Here is a 19,843-nt window from a genome sequence, read left to right as displayed (position 1 = left end):
TAGTTCGAGCATGGCTGACAGTTACTGCAATTTGAAAAGTTAGCCGGTTACATCAGATATTCTTTGTTAAGATTGCTCCTTGCAATTATGTAGTATCCGCTAAAACTCCCATTTTTCACCATTGATTTCGACGATCGTGACATGCTAATGCATTAGATTGTGTCACTGGAAATGGATGGGAACCACGACTAACAAAACGCAAAAAGCCGGAGGCATGCTAGTTACCTCCGGCTTTTTGCCGAGTTTTACTTCACCAACATCTCTACTATCTTTACTGCTATCTCGTTATTCGGTACAAACCCGGCAAACTGCTCTGCTCCGGGTCCATATCCCAGCAAGGGTACTGGCAATCCGGTATGGTCGGTCGTAGTAAATGTTCCGGTTACCATGCCTGTTTGATAGTTGCCGTCGTATAATATCAGGCCGCCGGTTTCATGGTCTGAAGTGACAAGTACCAGCGTCTCTCCATCTTTATCTGCAAATTCCATAGCTTTTCCGATCACTTTGTCAAAGCTGAGGTATTCATCGATACATTGTTTAATCTTGTTGCCATGCCCGCCTCCGTCAATTTTAGCGCCTTCCATCATGAGGAAGAAGCCTTTACCTTTACTTTGTTCCTGCAGGTATGAGATACTTTTATCAAAGGCATTTTCAATCAGACGGAAGTTTTCGGCTGGCTTGTCATGGTCGAAACACAAAAGTCTTTTGCCGCTGAATGCAGCTGTACCGATGCCTTCCTGTATATTGAAGCCTTGCTGTTTCAGGGCCTTGTTCAGCTGACCGTCATTTGCATCAAAGGTGGTTTGTTTGCCGCCTACCAGTAAGGTTACCTGACTTTTCAGGAGGTCATTGGCAATTTTATCTGCATCGTTCCGCTCTACCTGGTGTGCATAGAAGGAGGAGGGCGTTGCACCAGTTACCCGGTCATTGCTCACAATACCACTTTTTATGCCTTTTACGGCCAGTTTGTCTACCACGTTGAGGATAGGCATGCCAAGGGTGTCCATGCCAATATATCGGTTTCTGGTCTTTTGTCCGGTGCCCATTGCGGTAGCACCGGCGGCAGAGTCAGTATTGTAGTCATCTGCAGGGTTGGTTTTGGAAAAACCAATATGTCTGAATGCAGTAGCATTCAGGTGTCCGCCATTAGCGGTAGCTGCTGCCCATAGCTGGGAGAAGCCGGCTCCATCACTGATCAGCAGGATCACGTTTTTAGGCTTTTTGCCTGAAACGTCTGTTTTATAAGAAGGCTTATAAGGGATGTGTTTCTCCGGAGCGGTATAGGTATTGTCCGGATATGTGTTGAGGAATCTGGCCATATCTCCGGGCATATCTGTATTGAGATAGTCTACGCCCAGTTTGATGAAGGCCTGCCAGGTTGTTTTGGTATCAGGCGCTCCCCAGAAACGTACCTGTTTGCCTGCAGTATGTACCGAGTCCACAAAGTGCTTTACCTGTTGGTATTCCTGCTCTACTATCCGTCCCAGGCCGTTCCATACTGTATATCGCTGGAATGGCGCGCTTACAAATGCAATACGCTCCAGTTGTGCTTTGGTATAGTTAACGCCTGCCCGGCCGTCAAAGAAGAAGATCGGGTCAAAGTCAGCAAAACGAGCCGGGGCTGGCATATCTCCGCTGATCACCAGTCTAACTGCATTCGGATTAGCTGCTACATCAAAGTGCTGGCGGATCGGTTTCAGCTTTTTCTCCAGTAACCTCAGGGCAGTATCGCTACCATTTTTCAGGTCTATCAGGAATTGCAATTTATCCCCGTTGGCATATGGCTTACCGCCATTCATACGGATCTCCCGCAGTAAAGGTTCAATGTAAAGGGCCTCTATGGTGCGGTTAGCTGTTATTTCTTCTGGTGTATGGGCTACAAGCAACTGATCTCCCTTCATGAACAGATCCATTTCTATGGAATAGAAGTGGTGGGCATGCGCCAGATAGAAAGGCTGCTGTTGAAGGTAGTCATTGTGCGAGTGTGCATTGCTGTTTACATGGTACTGCTGGGCTGTGGCGCGTTGTGACGCGGTGGCTGCCATCAGCACGGAGGCCATCAGCACTGTATTGATACGCTTATTCATCGGTTTAATCGTTTATTGACAGAAAATAACCCTCCGGCAATATATTGATACTGCCGGAGGGTATTGCATTTATGGCTGGAACCATACCTTCGTGTCATGGGTAGGCATCTTACCATCCATTGTCTGGTTGATCCACTCCACGAGATTCGGGTTGTTCTGCTCATTGTCCGAGTATACATAACGTACAGGGATAGGTGCCAGTACGGAAGGTCCTGCTTTAAGTACCGGGTAGCCCAGTCTTCTCCAACCTGCCCAGCCTTCAAAACCATTCAGGTATGAGTCAATCCACAGTTGCTCAGCGATCTGCTGGATAGCGGTAGATGGATGCAGGATAGTAGAAGGCTGGTTGAAATAGGCCGTCTGCTGCTCTGCACTGATAAATGGAGCAGATGCGATATTGCCCGCGCCGGCAGGCCATTTATCAAAAGAAGCCCTGATAGCTTCCTGGAATACTGTTGCCGCGTCGCCGGATACACCCATATTGCGATGAATCGCTTCTGCTTTTAATAACAACAGTTCTGCATAGGTCATGAGGAAGGCACGGTTCTCTGCTCTGAAGCGACGGCCGATTACTGAATAGTCGTCTTTATTCAGTCCTGTACTGGCGTCCTGCGCTACCTGCTCTGCGGTGCTCAGACCAGCTCTTTGTCCACGATACTCCAATGGCGTAGCCGGATTAACCCTGTTTGCCAGGAAGGAGTTCCTGGTAGGCGCTGCGTAAATGTACAGACGCGGATCGTTTTTCGCCTTCAGCATATCGACCATTACGTCACTTACTCTGCTGTTTGCGCCGAAGTCTACGCCGCTACCGTCTGCTGGCAGGTTTCTGATAAACCAGTAGTAGAAGTCGATGGAGTTGTTATATACCAGTGCCGCCTGCTCGCTTGCTTTGGTGAATACCGGATACTCTGCCGGATTGTTAAAAATGGCTGCTACCTGCTCGGCTACGTTCACCTTCGCTGATTGTCTCATCAGGATACGGATCTTCAGGCTGTTGGCAAATTTACGCCACAGGGTAGCGTCACCATTGAACAGGATATCCCTGTTGATAGTAGCTGCGGGTGGCAGCGCTTTCAGTAACTGGTTCGCTGTTTCAAGATCTGCCAGCATCAGCTGATATACTTCCTGCTGTGACTGATAATGCGCAAATTCATAGCCCTGCACATTTCCCATCCCGGCCTCATTGTAAGGAATATCACCAAAGGCGTCGCTCATCAGTGACAAAATGTACACTTTCATGATATGTCCGATCGCTTCGTACTGCGTCTGTGATGACTGCTGCGCAATCTGCTTCAGCTGATTCACATCTTTTATCAGGCGCATCGGACCATTCCATTCCTCACGGAAGGAAGCGCCGGTCAGGTTGTAACGGCCATCTTCCTCACTGGTACCTCCCAGCCATGCCAGGTGCTGTACAAACTGTCCTGCTCTGTTACCACTACCGGATACTGAGCCAGCAGCAGAACTGATTAACGGTGGCAGCAGCATTTCTGCTGGTACCGTCGCCGGATTATTAGGATTGACGTTGATTTCTTCAAACTTGCTGCAGGATGTCATCATAGAAAATGACAGGCCCGCTATGATTAATATCTTCTTCATGTAGACTCTTTTTTAAATAGGCAATACCCTGATGAAATGTTGTTAGAAAGTAACATTAAGCGATACACCCAGGCTTCTCAGAGAAGGGAGGGACATTGCTTCTACACCCTGGAACTGTCCGTCATAAGCGGATACTTCCGGATCGATGTTAGGAACGTCAGACCATAAAAACAGGTTACGTCCTACAAATGATACGCTCGCAGTTTTAACAGCGATCTTTTCCAGCAGCGATGGTGCCAGCGCATAGCTCAGTTTCAGCTCTCTCAGTTTTACATAAGAAGCGTCGAAAGTAGCAATCGCATCATTATTATAAAATGCTCTCCAGTAGTTACGCACAGTTACCTCAGTATTGTTTGGTGCATTACGGTCGATGTCAACGCCTTCTCCAATCATATTACCCGCGCCATTCGCATCCCTGTTTACCAGTGATTCTTTCAGACTACCGGCATTAATACCATCAATATAGGTACGGGAGTGTACTACGCCGCCTTTCTGGATGCTCAGCAGTGCGCTCAGTGAGAATTGTTTGTAACGCAGGTTATTGGTAATACCCATTGTATAATCAGGTCTTACATTACCCAGGTAACCCCAGTCGCCATTCTCTTCCTGTGGCAGACCGTTTCTATGTGTCAATGCGCCGCTTCTATAAATCAGGTAATCTCCGTAAAGGGATCCAAAGGAACCATCCCCTTTGGTGTTCTCTGTACGCATTTCCAGTGATGCCCAACGCTCCAGCTGACGGATACGGGAGATGCCGTTGTCTTCAGACATTGACAATACCTTGTTGCGGTTCAGGCCAAAGTTACCCACCACTTCCCAGTTGAAATGTTTAGTGCGGATAGGTGTAACGCCCAACATTACCTCAAAACCATGGTTGGTCATCTTACCCACGTTCATCAGTTTAGTGTCATAACCGGCTGATGGATTCAGCGTAACCGGTATGATCAGATCTGTCGTTGTACTCTTGTAGTAAGTGAAGTCAAGGTTGATCCTGTTATCTAATAAACGGGTATCAAAACCAAATTCATAAGAGACAACCTTCTCCGGACGAATATCCGAATTAGGATAGTTATTGTTGTGAACAGCCACAGTGTTACCACCCCAACCCTGAGATACCTGGAAGTTAGCCATTGTCTGGTATGGCTCCAGGTCCCTGCGTACAGAAGAGAAACTGGTTCTCAGTTTCAGGAAGTTCAGTGCGTCAGACTCCAGCTTGAACAGCTCCGATGCTACCACGCTTAAGGAAGCAGATGGATAGAAGTATGAATTGTTCTTCTTAGGCAGTGCACTTGACCAGTCATTCCTACCTGTCAGATCCAGGAACACGGTATTCTTATAGCCAATCTGGGCAGTACCGTACAGGGAGTTGATTCTTTTCTCCTGATAGATATTACCCGCCATGATTGGCACCGCGTTATTCGTCAGATTGTAGACGTTCGGTATCGCCAGCTGACTGGCAATAGCACCTAGTCGCTTTGATTTCTGCGTCAGCAGGTTACCGCCGGCAGAAGCACTGAAAGAGATGTCGTTGCTGAACTGTTTGTCATATGATAAGAGGAAGTCATGGTTGGTCTCAAGGAAGTATACATCATCTTCCTGGTAGTAACCATTTACATACTGTGCAGACGACATCGCATGACGCATTGTACGTTTGTCATTATAGAAATCACGTCCGGATCTTACTGTCAGTTTAAGATTGTCAAGGATATCATAAGTGAACTTCACATTACCATACACCCTGTCACGATTGTTACCATTCAGATTCTCATGTGCTACAAAGAACGGGTTATTCAGTCTTGCACCATTCGGGTTATAGATAGGCGTGTTCTGTACCTGGTTGCCTGTACCGGATTTCCAGTAGTCACGCAGACTGTTCACACTAACGTTACGTGGCATGAACAGGAATATTCTCATGATAGCATCATCATTCTTAGCACCGTAACTGGCCCTGTTATCACTACCCGAGTTGACATAGTTAAAGTTAACATCCACTCTTAACTTTTTGTCAATAGCATATCCAGAGTTCAAACTGATGGCATTACGCTTCATGTCGGTATTTTCAACAATACCTTTCTGATTCAGGTTGCTATAGGAAAAGCGGAAGTTCAGCTTATCATTACTGCCCTGTAATGCTACGTTGTTAGTATAGGTCTGGCCAGTCTGGAAGAAGTCTTTCAGCTGATTAGGCTGTGCAACAAATGGCGTTGCAATGCGTGCGCCTGTACCAGGATCGATCGGTGAGTCAAACTGAGGTATCAGCTGACCATTCATTGCCGGGCCCCAGTTTTCGAGGATGTTGTCGTTGACGCCACCGCCCATACCATCTCTATAGCTGTACTGACCATCACGGCCCTGACCATACACATACTGGTAGTCAGGAAGCTTCAGCGGAGATTCAAAACTCGCCTGTGAATTGATACTTACACCCAGTCCCTTCGTGCCTTTACCAGATTTTGTGGTGATCAGCACCACACCATTGGCAGCCCTGGAACCATAAAGCGCCGCCGCATTCGGTCCTTTCAGCACAGTGATTTTATCAATATCGTTCGGGTTGATCTCAGCAGCAGCGTTACCATAGTCTACTTCACCTTCATTCGCAGTGAAGTTAGGGTTGTTGAAGTCCTGACGACCAGTGAATGCTCTTGTAGACTGTTCATTATTATTACTGATAGGAACACCATCTACCACAAACAGCGGCGAGTTGTTGTAGTTATAGCCACTCACGAAGTTCTGCCCCCTGATCTGTATATTGGACGATGCCCCGATGTTACCGGAAGCACTGGTGATCTGTACACCCGCAACACGGCCATTCAGTGTGTTAAGCAGGTTCGTCTCGTGCGATTCCTGCAATAGTTTACCATCTACCTTCTGTACAGAGAAACCAATAGACTTAGCTTCCCTTGTAATGCCAAGCGCAGTTACCACCACTTCGTTCAGTTCCTTCTCTGAACTGCCTAATTTAATGACAGGGTTGTTGCCTGTTACTGTCCATTCAAATGTTTTGTAGCCAATGTAACGGAATAAGAGTACCTGTCCATCGGATGCTTCAATTGTAAATTTACCCTCCCCATTCGTGGTAGTTGGTTTGCCCGGGCCAGTCTTATGACTGATGCTTACCCCCGGGATCTTCTCTCCATGCTGATCCGTCACTGTACCTGTAATTACCTTTACCTGTGCCAATGCAGTCTGCATGCCAAGAGAACACATTGCAAAGAACAATGCAATTAATGAAATAATTCTACGCATATCGGCTGATTTAAAGCGCAAATATATTTTCATGAATGTTAAGCCTATGTTTCCTTTACGTTATCTATGGATGAATGGTATAAATAACGTGTATCCTTCGTACACCAGTTGTCAGGCCTGCTTTTCTCCATAAGCCCCGGAAGTTCAAAAGCAAATACATTTTTACGAAAAGATGATAGCATTTTATTACGATCACAGATCCATCTTTTCAGATCCTCCCGTTTCGTGCATACTGTCGGCAGAGATATTCACTGCTGTTATTTTAAAATGACATTGTAGGAATGGCGAATATGCCTCAAGCCAAAGAAAAATTTGTGTAGTTATATGACTACATATATATTTGTAGTCAAATAGCTACATAATGAATTTAAGACGCGATGTTTTCCAGGCAATAGCAGACCCTACCAGAAGGGCCATACTGCTGTTGGTAGCTTCCCACTCCATGACGGCAGGCGCTATCGCAGCCAATTTCGACACGGCCAGGCCGACCGTATCCAAACACCTGCAGATATTGATTGAGTGTGAGTTACTGGAGCAGGAGCAGAACGGGAGAGAAATTTATTATCACCTCAACGGAAAAAAGATGAAAGAGATAGCAGACTTTATTGAACCCTTCCGGCAACTGTGGGATGACAGATTCAATAAATTAGAAGCGCTGATGAAAAATTACACACCTAAAAAATAATACCTCATGGAACGGAAAACCCAGGTACATGCGGCGGAAGGCCGCCATGATCTCACCATTACCCGAGAGTTTGACCTGCCTGTTGCGCTGCTGTTTAAAGCATATGAAGAAGCTGAACTGCTGGCTCAATGGATGGGTACCAAAGTCGTAAAGCTCGAGAGCAGGAAGCATGGCTGCTGGCAATTCGAGACCAGCGACCCTAAAGGCAATGTAATGTTTCGCGCCAATGGCACTTATCATGAGTTTATCCCGGAGAAGAAAATCACCCGTACCTTTGAGATGGAAAACGCCCCTTTCGACGTGCAACTGGAGTTCCTGGATTTTGAAGCGCTCACCGACAACACGAGTAAACTTACCATGCACGTCATTTACAAATCAAATGAACTCAGGGACCAGATGCTCAAACTACCGTTTGCCTACGGCATTAATATGGCCCACGACCGTTTACAGGAAATTGTTCACAAACTAAAATAGCCCGTTATGAAAAAAAGAAACAAGATTATCTATTGGATCTTTACCTGCTGGTTAGCATTAGGTATGGTGTCAACAGCGGTGGTACAGTTAATGAAGCTGAAGGATGAAGTTGATATGATGACACACCTCGGCTATCCGGTGTACTTCCTCACAATACTGGGTATCTGGAAGTTGCTCGGTGTACTCGCAATATTGCTGCCCCGCTTACCCATATTGAAAGAATGGGCGTATGCCGGCTTTTTCTTTGCTATGTCCGGAGCCGCCATTTCCCACATCACCATGGGCGATTCACTCGGAGAAACAGCACCCTCTCTGCTGTTACTGGTATTAACTGTCATCTCCTGGTACTTCAGACCGGCAGAGAGAAAGGTAGGTCAGCCGGCAACAGGGATCCCTGCTATGGGACTATAATAACAATCGCCTGACAAGCATATTTCCTCTTTACTTACTTAACTGAAAAATAGATCGCTATGACTAAAGTAGCCGCCGGTAAAAAGAAACTCTCCACGGCAGAACGTGATGAACTGTTTAAGACATTGAAGGCGCGTTTTGAAAAGAACATGCACAGGCACAAGGGCATTGAATGGGCACAGGTACAGGCTAAGCTGGAAGCAGATCCCGCAAAACAATGGTCGCTGAATGCTATGGAAAGTACAGAAGGTGAACCCGATGTAGTGGCATTCGATAAAAAGACCGGTGAATATATCTTTTACGATTGTGCTGCTGAAACGCCTAAAGGCCGCCGTAACGTATGTTACGACGGGGACGCACTGGAAGCTAGGAAAGAGTTTAAACCTGCAGATAGTGCGGTGGATATGGCTGCTGATATGGGCATTGAACTGCTGAATGAAGAAGAGTACCGCGCATTGCAGGAACTAGGTAAATTTGATACTAAAACTTCCAGCTGGCTCGCTACCCCCGCTGCTATCAGAAAACTGGGTGGCGCTATCTTCGGCGATCGCAGATATGACCAGGTGTTTGTTTACCACAACGGCGCACAATCGTATTACGCTGTAAGAGGCTTCCGCGGAGCGCTCAGGGTATAGCCTGTATTCGGTATACTGTTCTTATAACTGATGTATTGCTGGTACCTGTTAAGAGTATATAACGGACCTGATCGCATAGATGTAGACGTGGACTTAATACGGTGATGTGCATTGCCCCGTATTTCAGGCGATTGTGGGTAAGTGAAGATAATGCAGGAATATGCAGGCAATAGCAAGGCCGTTTCATGGCTGGGAGGCCATTACAGCAAACAGGAAAGCGGTATAAATGGTATAATGCGGATGGTTGTCTTATCGTATTGTTCATTCACCAGTATATCGTACTAAGGCAGCACCGGATCACTCTCTTTGGATATAGGCGGTCAGTCGGCGGCTGACTGCCATTGTCCTTTGACGGAAAGTATCACCAACAGTATCCTTTTCTTTAGCGTACGTTTTTACAGTAACGCATGCGGGAGTTGCTTGCTCCCGTACTGCAATAATATCTGCTGCCATCAGCTGACTATTCCCGGTAATAAGTCCTTCACTTATACCGCATACCTGTAAGGTGATAAACAATATACCTGTACCGGGAACATCTATCTCTGTGCTATATCCTGCGAATGTTGCTCCGGTTACTACAGTAAATATATGACTCATTGCGCCGGTCATCTCCCGTGTACTGAAGTTGATACGTGTGGCGATCACTTTTACCTGTAACGCATCAATGCCCTTGATAGCAGGTATAGCCTGCGACGGAATGCGTAATATGCCCGACTTCGACAATACCGGCATCTCTGTAAAGAAACGGGTGATACTGGCCTCTTTGTTGAACCTGAACCCTGTTAATGATCCGATATTACTGCCACCTGAAGGAATGAGCTGACTGGTAAGCCGGTTAATATGACTGCTGTCACAGCATACATCCAGCAGCCCTTTGACGCTCCGACGGACCATTGCTGCCCGCTGACTGGCTTTTCCGAAGCGCAGCGCTGCCCGCCGGGTGCCACTCGTCTGCCGTACCTGCTGCGGCATATTGCGCAGGAACAGCCTGCCGTTTCTCTTATATCCGATCATGTTACCCAGTCTTCCGGTAAAGGTGATCAGTGAAGTTTGTTTTGCCATAGTTCATAAATACTGGTGAAATGTAAATGTACTAAAACCCGCGGAGGGGCTGCCGCAGTGCATTTTGCAGGTATTTACTGCCCAGTAACAGACGATTGTAGTTTTGTTAAAGCCGGTTCGAACAAGGGTTAGAAATTATCTAATCGGTATAGGTCTGGTAATAAAATATAAAAACAAACAAAAATTATATAAACAGTTTCTGATAATTACTACTATTTTTGTTCCGTAATGAAGAAAGTCCTTGCACTCATATTAGCTGTCTTATACATGGGTACCTCTACAGGTGCTACCCTGCACATGCACTATTGCATGGGCGAGCTGACAGGAGTGCAGTTATGGCATAGCGAAGCGAAGGCAAAGCAATGCAGTAAATGCGGCCGCACGTCTGCCGGTAAGATGCGCGCAAAAAAATGCTGTAAGGACGAGCATAAAACCGTTAAACTGGAGAAAGACCAGAAAGCTACTGAGAATGTAGCACATGGCATGCAGCTGGTTGCTGTAGCCAATCCTGTTTATTATTTCGACAGCCGGCCTGTACACACCACAGCTATTGCAGAAGAATATCCTGTTACCAACGCCCCGCCAGGAGGGTGTTGTGTGCATATACATGTGCTGAATTGTGTTTTCCGCGTTTGATCAACCCTTATACCGGTGTACATCTCCTGATATGCATTCCATTTGCATAACACACCGGTGCCTCTCAATCAATAAGTCTCCTTTTACTCCGGACAGCTTCAGCTTTTACTGATTGCTATCTGCATTGCCATCCGGCCTACAGACATGCTGCTGTATAGCTTATATATCCTCGTCAATATCCCTGCATAAGGAATTGATGATTTGAGGCTTAATTGTCCGTTTATACTGACTTATTCTCTACACATCTTCCCATCTGCACATATGGACACCTGCCTGTGTACAGATAAATATTACCCTTTATTCAAACGACTCAAATAATATAAAGCATGAAAAAAGTAATCTCTCTTTCCATCGCACTGATGTCTGTCCTGGGTGCGTCTTCCGCCTTCGCTCAATCAGCAAAGAAAGCTTCCTTTAAAGTATACGGTAACTGCGGTATGTGCAAAAACCGGGTAGAGAAAGCGCTGGCAGTAGAAGGTGTTAAGAAAGCAGAATGGAACGTGAAGTCCAAGATGATGACTGTTTCCTATGATCCGGCTAAGATCAGCAGTGATGATATTCAGAAGAAAGTTGCTGCAGCAGGCCATGATACCGATAACGCCACCGCGTCAGATGCAGTATATGCAAAACTGCCGGGTTGCTGCCTGTATACCCGTAAAGGACAGCAGGCTACCGGCGCTGAACCTGCTCACCAGCACCAGCATTAACGCTGCTTTCCGGTATTTAACGTAAACAGTCCGGATGTGGCAGCAGACCTTGTCACATCCGGTTACAGAAAAGAAGAGATATGATACATCGCATTATTGAATGGTCGTTACGCAACAGATTTATTGTACTGGTCATGGCAATCGCCCTGTTTGCCTGGGGAGTATACTCCGTTAAAAAGAATCCGATTGACGCTATTCCCGACCTGTCAGAAAACCAGGTGATTGTCTTTACTGAATGGATGGGAAGAGGACCTCAGCTGATCGAAGATCAGATCACCTATCCACTGGTGACCAACCTCCAGGGATTACCAAAGATCAAATATGTACGAGGCACCTCTATGTTTGGCATGAGTTTCATTTATGTCATCTTCAATGACGATGTAGATGTCTACTGGGCAAGGGAACGGGTATTGGAAAGGCTTAGTACCGTCTCCCGGACGTTGCCGGCAGGGGTTAGTCCGCAGCTGGGTCCCGACGGTACCGGCGTAGGACATATACTCTGGTATACCCTGCATGCACCTGGTATGGACCTGGGAGAGCAGCGCGCGCTGCAGGACTGGTACGTAAAATTTGCCTTGCAGAACGTAGAAGGTGTCAGTGAAATTGCCTCTTTCGGAGGCTTTCAGAAGCAATACCAGATCACAGTAGACCCTAATAAACTGCTGTACTTCAGGCTCTCAGTAGCAGATGTGATCAATGCTGTACGCGCCAACAACAATGAATCAGGCGGTCGGAAGTTTGAGCTGAGCGATATTGGTTATATCATCAAAACCTCCGGTTACCTGCAGTCAGTGGGTGAAATAGAAAACATATCGGTAAAGACCCAGAACAGCATTCCGGTACGTGTAGCAGATGTGGCCTCGGTACAAATGACCGGAGAAACGCGGCTGGGCATCTTTGATCAGGACGGTGAAGGAGAGCGTGTCGGCGGCATCGTGGTAATGCGCTATGGAGAAAATGCAGCCACCGTCATAGAGAAGGTAAAGGCTAAGATGCAGGAGGTATCAAAAGGCTTCCCGGATGGGGTGAAGTTTGATATTGTTTATGACAGGGGAGAACTGATCAAAGAGTCGGTGGATGCTATCAGGCATACACTGATAGAGGAAATGATTGTCGTATCTGTTGTTGTTATCATCTTCCTGTTTCACTGGCGTAGTGCGCTCAGCATTATTATACAGATACCTATTACACTCGCAGCCAGCTTTATACTACTGAATGCTTTTGGTATATCCTCCAACATTATGTCTTTAACAGGTATCGCGCTCGCGATAGGGGTGATAGTAGATAATGGCATCATCATGAGCGAGAATGCTTATAAAAATCTTGCTGAACGATATGCTGAATGGGAGCGCCAGCAGAAAAAATAAACGAGATTATGAATTGGTTAAAGAAAATAAGGAGACGATCGCCCGACTGGATCACGGAAGAAGAAAGACTGAAGATAATAGAACAGTCCAGTAAACAGGTCTCCCGCGGCGTATTCTTCGCAACGATTATCATTATTACCTCTTTTCTGCCTGTTTTTATGCTGACAGGGCAGGAGGGGAAGCTATTCCATCCGCTGGCCTATACCAAGACATTTATCATGGTTATGGATGCTTTCCTGGTGATTACTCTTGGCCCCGTCCTGATCTCGTTCTTTATGAAAGGGAAGTTCAGACCGGATAATGCCAATCCTGTCAACCGGATACTGGAACGTATCTATGAGCCGGTAATCAGGGGAGTACTGAAATGGAGAAAGACGACCATCGCTATCAATGTCATTGCCCTGGTGATAACTATACCATTACTGAAAAGCCTGGGCAGTGAGTTTATGCCACCCCTGGATGAGCAGAGTATCCTGTTTATGCCGGTTACCCTGCCGGATGTATCCAATGCAGAAGTGAAGCGGATTTTGCAGGTACAGGATAAGATCATCAAATCAGTACCTGAAGTAGATAAGGTGCTGGGTAAAGCCGGAAGAGCGAGTACCGCTACAGACAACTCGCCTCTGAGCATGATTGAGACGATTATCATGCTGAAGCCGAAAGATAAATGGCGGGAAGGCAAGACTAAAAAAGACATTATCAATGAGCTGGATGCCCGGTTGCAGATACCTGGTGTAGTGAACGGATGGACACAGCCTATCATTAACCGTATCAATATGCTGGCTACAGGTATCCGCACCGATGTAGGAGTGAAGGTATATGGCCAGCAACTGGATACGATTGCGGCCGTATCTGAACGGGTAAAGGCTGCACTGGAAGGTACAGCGGGTATTGCAGATCTGTATGTAGAACCCGTAACCGGTGGTAAATATCTGAGCATAGACGTGCGGAGAGGCGACCTGGCCAGATATGGTCTGACCGTTGATGATGTGAATCAGACAGTAGAAACGGCGTTGGGCGGTGCGCCGGTAGGTAATACTATTGAAGGCCGGCAACGTTTCTCTATCAGTGTACGCCTGGCCCAGGAATACCGTAACAGCGTGGAGCAGATCAAACGTATTCCCCTTATGTCGCCTTCATTCGGAGAAGTACCATTGTCCTCTGTCGCAGATGTAAAGTTTGAGGACGGTCCGCCGATGATCACTTCCGACAATGCCATGCTGCGTGGCGCGGTACTGTTCAATGTACGTGGCAGGGACCTCGGTAGCACTGTGGATGAGGCTATCAGTAAAATGAGTCAGTCAAACGGCATCCTGCCGCAGGGGTATTACCTGGAATGGAGTGGTCAGTACGAAAACCTGATCCGTGGTCAGCAGACCCTCCTATGGATCGCACCAGTAGTACTGCTGATTATTTTCTTCTCACTCTACTTTGCCTTCCATTCAGTAAGAGAAGCATTCCTCAGCCTCATAACAGTGCCTTTTGCACTGATAGGGGGCGCTTATATGATCTATTTCTGGGGCGTGAACCTGTCAGTGGCAGTAGCGGTAGGGTTTATTGCCCTCTTCGGAATAGCAGTGGAGACAGGTATTGTGATGGTAATCTACCTGAATGATGCCATGCAGCAGCTGGTGAAAGAGAAAGGTAACTCCGCAGCAACGATCACGCGGGAAGATCTGCGTCAGGCGGTGATATATGGAGCGGCGAAGCGCTTACGCCCTAAACTCATGACAGTATGCGTGTCCCTGTTCGGGCTGGTGCCGGTATTATGGGCCACCAGCGTAGGCACTGACCTGATGAAGCCGATCGTACTGCCGATGATCGGTGGTGTACTGACCTCTTCTACGCATATCCTGCTGGTCACACCGCTGATTTTCCTGCTCACGAAGGAATATGAATTACGCAAGTACGGAAAAATAGAAATCCATGAAACAAATCACTAGATATATACTACTGTTTGTCGTCAGTGTGCCGGTACGGCTGGCAGCACAGCAGACGGTGGTCCTGCCGCTGGATACAATTCTTCAGCGCGTGGACCGGAATAACCTGTTGCTGCAATCCTATGCACTGAAAGCAGAAGGCTATAAGTATGAGGCAGACGCCGCAACCGCCTGGATGGCCCCCATGTTTGGAGCAGGTACGTTTATGACGCCTTACCCCGGACAGAACGTCATGGATGGCAGGGATAAAGGTAGTCTGATGTTCCAGGTGGAGCAGGACATTCCTAATCCGGCCAAATTAAGCGCAAAGAAGGCCTATATCGCCTCACAGGGTAACGTAGTACGCGCAACCCGGGATATTACCTTAAACGAGCTTAAATCGCAGGTAAAACGCCTTTATTTCAACTGGCTGATCGCCAGGCAGAGGATCGTGTTGCTGAAGGAAAATGGACAGATCATGCAGACCATGAAGAAAATTGAGGAAGTCCGGTTCCCTTACAACCAGTCCCAGTTGAGTGGTGTGTTCAAAGCTACCGCAAAGATTGAGGACAACCGTAACATGATCCTGATGCAAGAGGGGAATATTGCCCGGGCAAGAGCGTGGATGAACAGTATAATGAATGCCCCCGGCAACCAGGTATTCGAGATAGATACCAGTTATGAGCCGCAGTTTACTGCCGGCGCTTCCTACGATACGGCTTCCCTGGCCACCGCCCGTAAGGATGTGCTGAAGATGGATGAAAGCATACACTCCATGCAGCTCAATATCCGGAGTATGCAGCAGGAGAAACGTCCTGACTTCAGGGTGCGGTTTGATCATATGTCTCCCCTGGGTGACATGATGCCTAAAGCATTCAGTGCCATGGGCATGATCAGTATACCAATCGCGCCCTGGTCTTCAAAGATGTACAGGTCTGGTATCAGGTCCATGGAGTATAACGTGCAGGCTATGGAAAAGGAAAGAGCTGCAATGCTCCAGGAAACGCAGGGTATGCTGTACGGGATGCAATACGAGATACAGTCTATGCAGCAAAGGATAGAAGGGATGGAGCGAAAGATCGTTCCGGCATTACGTCAGACGCTGGATGTCAGCTTCCTGAATTACCAGGAAAATAAACTGGCACTCGCCGCTGTGATAGATGCCTGGGAAGCGCTCACCATGATGCAGTCGAATGTGCTGGATGAGAAGTTGAAACTCTATGAAATGATAGTTGATTATGAGAAACAGTTATATCGTTAATATATCTCTGCTAACAGTAGTAGCCATCGGCGGATTGACAGCCTGTACTTCCACCACGGAAAAAGCGCCGCATGCGGAACAGACGGTTATGCAGCAGTATACCTGTCCGATGCACCCGGACGTGGTACGTACAGCACCCGGTACCTGTCCGGTGTGTAATATGGACCTGGTACAAAAACATGGGCATACAGAGCAGACGATCGATAGCGGCATTACCCGCCAGACAAAGCCCGTCAATGCCCAGGTGATAGCTACTATACCCGTGACACGTGCAGAGACAGGTATGCGTATTTACAATAGTGAAGTGCAGGGAGTCGTAACCTATGATACCCGTAACCAGACCAGTATTGCCAGCCGAGTAGGAGGAAGAGTAGAACGGCTGCTGATCAGGTATAACTATCAGCCGGTAAGAAAAGGGCAATTGATTATGGAGATATACTCCCCCGACCTGGCAGCTGCACAGCGGGAGATGCTATATGTAGCACAGCAGGGTAGCGGGCTGCTGGATGCAGCAAAGCAACGCCTGTTATTGCTGGGAATGCAGCAGGAACAGATTGCCCAGGTATTAAAAACAGGTACAGTGTCATATCGTATACCTGTGTATAGCAACAGCGATGGTTATATATTGGAAAAGTCTTCCGTACCAGTTACTCCTGCGCCTGCCGCTATGCCGGCAGCTGCCAGTGATGGCGGCGGGATGGATGGTATGTCCGGAGGTGGCACTGGCGGCACAGCCACATCAGTGCTCTCTGTACCTGCTACCGCACCTGTATTGTTACGCGAAGGACAGTATGTCAACGCCGGACAGTCACTGTTTACTATCTATCATGCACAATCCCTGGTGGCCGAATTTGCCTTTCCTGCCAGTCTTGCTGCAAGTCTGCGCCAGGGCCAGAAGATCTTGTTTGCACCTGCCGGCAATGGGAACGTACTGCAAGCAGGAAGTATCGGACTCATAGAGCCAGTCTTTAAAAACGGGATGAATTTTACACGGGCCCGGGTATATCTGAAAGGGAACCAGCTACAGGTAGGACAGTTGCTGACCGGTAACATCCCTGTAGTATACAACGAAGGATGGTGGCTACCGGCGAAAGCAGTATGGAAGCTGGGTAAGAAGGCAGTAGTATTCAGGAAGAATAATGAGATATATACACCGGTGGAAGTAGAGACAGGAGCGACAGTAAATGGTATGGTACAGGTAAAAACGGATATCAGCGTATGGGACGTAGCAGCCAGCGCACACTATCTGGTGGACAGCGAGAGCTTCATTAAAACAGATCAATAAAGAGATAACAGCAATATGGAAAGGAAGAACTTCTTAAAGATCGCCGGTCTGGTGGCACTAATGCCCGCACTGCTGCTGGCGGCATGTAAAGCGCCTGTTAAGCAGGAAGCGGCCGCAGCACAACAGCAGACTTATACCTGTCCCATGCATCCTCAGATTATACAGCATGCGCCGGCAACCTGCCCGATATGCGGTATGGACCTCGTACCGTTCGATAAAAACAACAAAGAGGCATCATTGACGCTGGGAGAGAGTCAGGTCAGGCTGGCAAACATTACGACAATGGTAGTGGGTGCCGGCGGACTATCAGACTTCCGGCAACTGAATGGGCGGCTGGCTGCTAATCCGGAGAAAACAATGGTGGTATCCAGCAGGGTAGCCGGAAGGATAGAGATGTTGTATGTGAAAGAGACAGGCGTAAAAGTGAACAAGGGCCAGCCGTTATACAGGATTTATTCTGAACAGCTGAACGCCTTGCAACAGGAATATCTGTTGGCCGTAGCGCAGGTAAAACATTTCCCGGATGATGCGCGCTTCAGGCAGATAGAACAAGCAGCGCGTCAGAAGCTGTTATTATATGATCAGCAGGAAACCCAGATTGACGCACTGGTTAGATCTGGGAAGGTGAGCCCATATGTGACTTATGCAGCCAGCGCCAGCGGAATAATAGCAGAAGTGATGACCGCTGAAGGGCAGTATGTACCAGAGGGAGGAGCCATTATGCGCCTGGAGGGATACGACCAGTTGTGGGTAGAAGCAGATATCTACCCTGGCGAGGCAGCGTTCATTCATGTAGGGCAGTCGGTAAAGGTGGTCGTTGCAGGAAGTGAGCAGGACCCGCAGATGATGGCTATACAGTTCATAAATCCTGCATTGCAGACATCCACACAGCTATTGCAGATCAGGGGTACCGTTAATAATGCCGGTAACCGCTGGCAGCCCGGCCAGCAGGTCAATGTACTATTGCCCGTAAAAAGCAGTGATGATGTGATTAGTTTGCCGGTAGATGCTGTCATCCGAAGCGGTAAAGGAGCCCACGTCTGGGTAGAAACAGCTCCCGGAAAGTTCGAGGCACGCGAGGTAACCACCGGTATGGAAAACTTTGACAGCGTTGAGATCAGCGATGGCCTTGACGAGGGAGACAAGGTTGTTGTTACCGGCGCTTATCTCTTATACTCCGAGTATATACTAAAGAAAGGGGCAGATCCTGTTTAACAGCAACACCCTTTATAAAACGTAAACATATATGAAACAACTCATGAAAGTAGCAGTATTACCAGTATCAGCAATATTTCTGCTGACAGCTTGCCGTAATGCGCCAACGAACAATACTAGTGTTAAAGAAGGGGAACAGGAGGCTGTGTCTACAGCTACCATTTCAGCTACAGCGGTGCAGCTGAAGGACGATAAGTTGAATGCAGTGTACCAGCAATATGCACAGCTTACCACTGCCCTGACAAATGGTGATGCTAAAGCAGCGCAACTGGCGGGTAATGCTATTGAAGCCGGTGCAGGTGCATTGAAAGATGGTGGGGCGCTGGCGCAGAGTGCAGCAAAGATTACAGCAACAGCAGACATAGAAGCGCAGCGGGAGGCATACTCAACGCTAAGCAACGAGTTGATCGGACTGGTGAAACAGGCCGGTGTTGCAGGCGGTGTATTGTATGTGGACTACTGTCCGATGGCAATGGAAGATAAAGGTGGCTATTGGCTGAGCGGAGTCGAGGAGATCAGAAATCCCTATTTTGGTGAGTCAATGATGACATGTGGAGAGGTAAAAGAGAAGGTAGGTCATTAGTCTGACAATACCTGACTCTTAGTATCGACATATAGTAAAGACAGAGAAGAGATCTTCACTACGGTATTGGTTGATAGTACGTATAACGGCGGCATTGCATTAGCAGTGCCGCTTTCTTTTAGTGCATAGTAGGTGCGTGGAAGTGAGATTTTATTGATATTTTTACATCATAGTTATATGAGCCGGTTGCTGACATATAATCCCTTCGAGCCGCTGGACCTTCCTTTCATAGAAATGCTGGTTCAACGCAGGTATTACTACCTGATTCTGCAGGTATTCAGGTATCCTGGAGTCCATGAGAACAAAGGCTTTATGGCTACTGCCTATCAGACACTGCCAGAAGCGCAGGTACACCTTGCAGAACTACAACAGGGCGAGGGAAAGATGCTCCAACTGGATCATCCGGAGCATCGGGACAGGCTACTACCGTTACTTGATCCGTCTTCAGGCTATCAGTTCTTTTATGGCACTACCCCGGATGCGATAGCAGGTAAAACGCTGTCACAGGTATATAAGCAGAAGGTAAATGGCTATATAAAAAGCCAGCTTAATATGAAGAACGCTGGCGGATTTGAAGTGACGCTTAAGATGATACACGGTAGGTTTATGGCCGTCATCACTTCCGGAGAGCAGCGCCGGGAAGTATTGTTTTACGAAATGATCAAATGATT

17 protein-coding genes are annotated in these 19,843 nt (G+C 47.5%); 13 read left to right on the top strand and 4 right to left on the bottom strand.

Translation table 11 applies throughout. From position 1 onward, the window contains the following. Positions 1-245 precede the first annotated feature (245 nt). The 3 genes from K1Y79_RS01550 to K1Y79_RS01540 all read right to left on the bottom strand — a co-directional run bounded on the left by K1Y79_RS01550 (position 246) and on the right by K1Y79_RS01540 (position 6,932). Positions 246-2,087: an alkaline phosphatase gene (locus K1Y79_RS01550; RefSeq protein WP_220248238.1), complete on the bottom strand. Its 1,842-nt coding sequence runs from the start codon at positions 2,085-2,087 to the stop codon at positions 246-248. Positions 2,088-2,156: 69 nt separating this feature from the next. After that, the gene (locus tag K1Y79_RS01545) at positions 2,157-3,686 is read right to left on the bottom strand and encodes a SusD/RagB family nutrient-binding outer membrane lipoprotein (RefSeq protein ID WP_220248237.1); all 1,530 of its coding nucleotides are present in this window, start codon (positions 3,684-3,686) and stop codon (positions 2,157-2,159) included. A gap of 42 nt (positions 3,687-3,728) precedes the next feature. Then, on the bottom strand, positions 3,729-6,932 hold the full coding sequence (locus K1Y79_RS01540) for a SusC/RagA family TonB-linked outer membrane protein (protein ID WP_220248236.1): 3,204 nt from the start codon (positions 6,930-6,932) through the stop codon (positions 3,729-3,731). A 361-nt stretch (positions 6,933-7,293) separates the two neighbouring features. Here K1Y79_RS01540 and K1Y79_RS01535 point away from each other — a divergent pair, with 361 nt between their 5' ends. The 4 genes from K1Y79_RS01535 to K1Y79_RS01520 are packed head-to-tail and all read left to right on the top strand — an operon-like array spanning position 7,294 to position 9,137. Further along, on the top strand, positions 7,294-7,617 hold the full coding sequence (locus tag K1Y79_RS01535; RefSeq protein ID WP_220248235.1) for an ArsR/SmtB family transcription factor: 324 nt from the start codon (positions 7,294-7,296) through the stop codon (positions 7,615-7,617). A 6-nt stretch (positions 7,618-7,623) separates the two neighbouring features. After that, positions 7,624-8,091 (top strand): SRPBCC domain-containing protein, encoded by a 468-nt coding sequence (locus tag K1Y79_RS01530; RefSeq protein WP_220248234.1) that lies wholly within the window; start codon positions 7,624-7,626, stop codon positions 8,089-8,091. A gap of 6 nt (positions 8,092-8,097) precedes the next feature. Beyond that, entirely contained in the window at positions 8,098-8,502 is a 405-nt protein-coding gene (locus K1Y79_RS01525) for a DoxX family protein (protein WP_220248233.1), read from the top strand. Positions 8,503-8,561: 59 nt separating this feature from the next. Next, positions 8,562-9,137 carry a DUF4256 domain-containing protein gene (locus K1Y79_RS01520; RefSeq protein ID WP_220248232.1) on the top strand — a complete coding sequence of 192 codons (576 nt, stop codon included), beginning with the start codon at positions 8,562-8,564 and terminating at the stop codon, positions 9,135-9,137. Between the two features lie 297 nt (positions 9,138-9,434). On the opposite strand, the gene K1Y79_RS01515 is transcribed toward K1Y79_RS01520, so the two are convergent. Beyond that, on the bottom strand, positions 9,435-10,199 hold the full coding sequence (locus tag K1Y79_RS01515) for a hypothetical protein (RefSeq protein ID WP_220248231.1): 765 nt from the start codon (positions 10,197-10,199) through the stop codon (positions 9,435-9,437). 228 nt (positions 10,200-10,427) lie between these two features. Here K1Y79_RS01515 and K1Y79_RS01510 point away from each other — a divergent pair, with 228 nt between their 5' ends. From K1Y79_RS01510 to K1Y79_RS01470, 9 genes are all read left to right on the top strand, one after another. Further along, complete coding sequence (locus K1Y79_RS01510) at positions 10,428-10,835, top strand: HYC_CC_PP family protein (RefSeq protein ID WP_220248230.1); 408 nt, start codon at positions 10,428-10,430, stop codon at positions 10,833-10,835. Between the two features lie 326 nt (positions 10,836-11,161). Then, on the top strand, positions 11,162-11,542 hold the full coding sequence (locus K1Y79_RS01505; RefSeq protein WP_220248229.1) for a heavy-metal-associated domain-containing protein: 381 nt from the start codon (positions 11,162-11,164) through the stop codon (positions 11,540-11,542). A gap of 80 nt (positions 11,543-11,622) precedes the next feature. Further along, entirely contained in the window at positions 11,623-12,909 is a 1,287-nt protein-coding gene (locus K1Y79_RS29245; protein ID WP_220248228.1) for an efflux RND transporter permease subunit, read from the top strand. Positions 12,910-12,917: 8 nt separating this feature from the next. Beyond that, complete coding sequence (locus tag K1Y79_RS29240; RefSeq protein ID WP_220248227.1) at positions 12,918-14,852, top strand: efflux RND transporter permease subunit; 1,935 nt, start codon at positions 12,918-12,920, stop codon at positions 14,850-14,852. Next, positions 14,836-16,089 carry a TolC family protein gene (locus K1Y79_RS01490; RefSeq protein WP_220248226.1) on the top strand — a complete coding sequence of 418 codons (1,254 nt, stop codon included), beginning with the start codon at positions 14,836-14,838 and terminating at the stop codon, positions 16,087-16,089. Before K1Y79_RS29240 ends, K1Y79_RS01490 begins: the two co-directional genes overlap by 17 nt. Next, positions 16,067-17,374: an efflux RND transporter periplasmic adaptor subunit gene (locus tag K1Y79_RS01485; protein ID WP_220248225.1), complete on the top strand. Its 1,308-nt coding sequence runs from the start codon at positions 16,067-16,069 to the stop codon at positions 17,372-17,374. Before K1Y79_RS01490 ends, K1Y79_RS01485 begins: the two co-directional genes overlap by 23 nt. A 15-nt stretch (positions 17,375-17,389) precedes the next feature. Further along, the gene (locus tag K1Y79_RS01480) at positions 17,390-18,589 is read left to right on the top strand and encodes an efflux RND transporter periplasmic adaptor subunit (RefSeq protein ID WP_220248224.1); all 1,200 of its coding nucleotides are present in this window, start codon (positions 17,390-17,392) and stop codon (positions 18,587-18,589) included. Between the two features lie 31 nt (positions 18,590-18,620). Further along, complete coding sequence (locus tag K1Y79_RS01475; protein ID WP_220248223.1) at positions 18,621-19,172, top strand: DUF3347 domain-containing protein; 552 nt, start codon at positions 18,621-18,623, stop codon at positions 19,170-19,172. A 177-nt stretch (positions 19,173-19,349) separates the two neighbouring features. Continuing rightward, positions 19,350-19,841, top strand: coding sequence for a hypothetical protein (locus tag K1Y79_RS01470; protein ID WP_220248222.1), 492 nt, complete (start codon positions 19,350-19,352; stop codon positions 19,839-19,841). The last annotated feature ends 2 nt before the right edge of the window (positions 19,842-19,843 follow it).

The organism is Chitinophaga rhizophila, from assembly GCF_019492185.1.
In the GTDB taxonomy this organism is placed as follows: domain Bacteria; phylum Bacteroidota; class Bacteroidia; order Chitinophagales; family Chitinophagaceae; genus Chitinophaga; species Chitinophaga rhizophila.
Note: the sequence above shows the minus strand (reverse complement) of the source record. Positions and strands in the feature narration are given on the sequence as shown.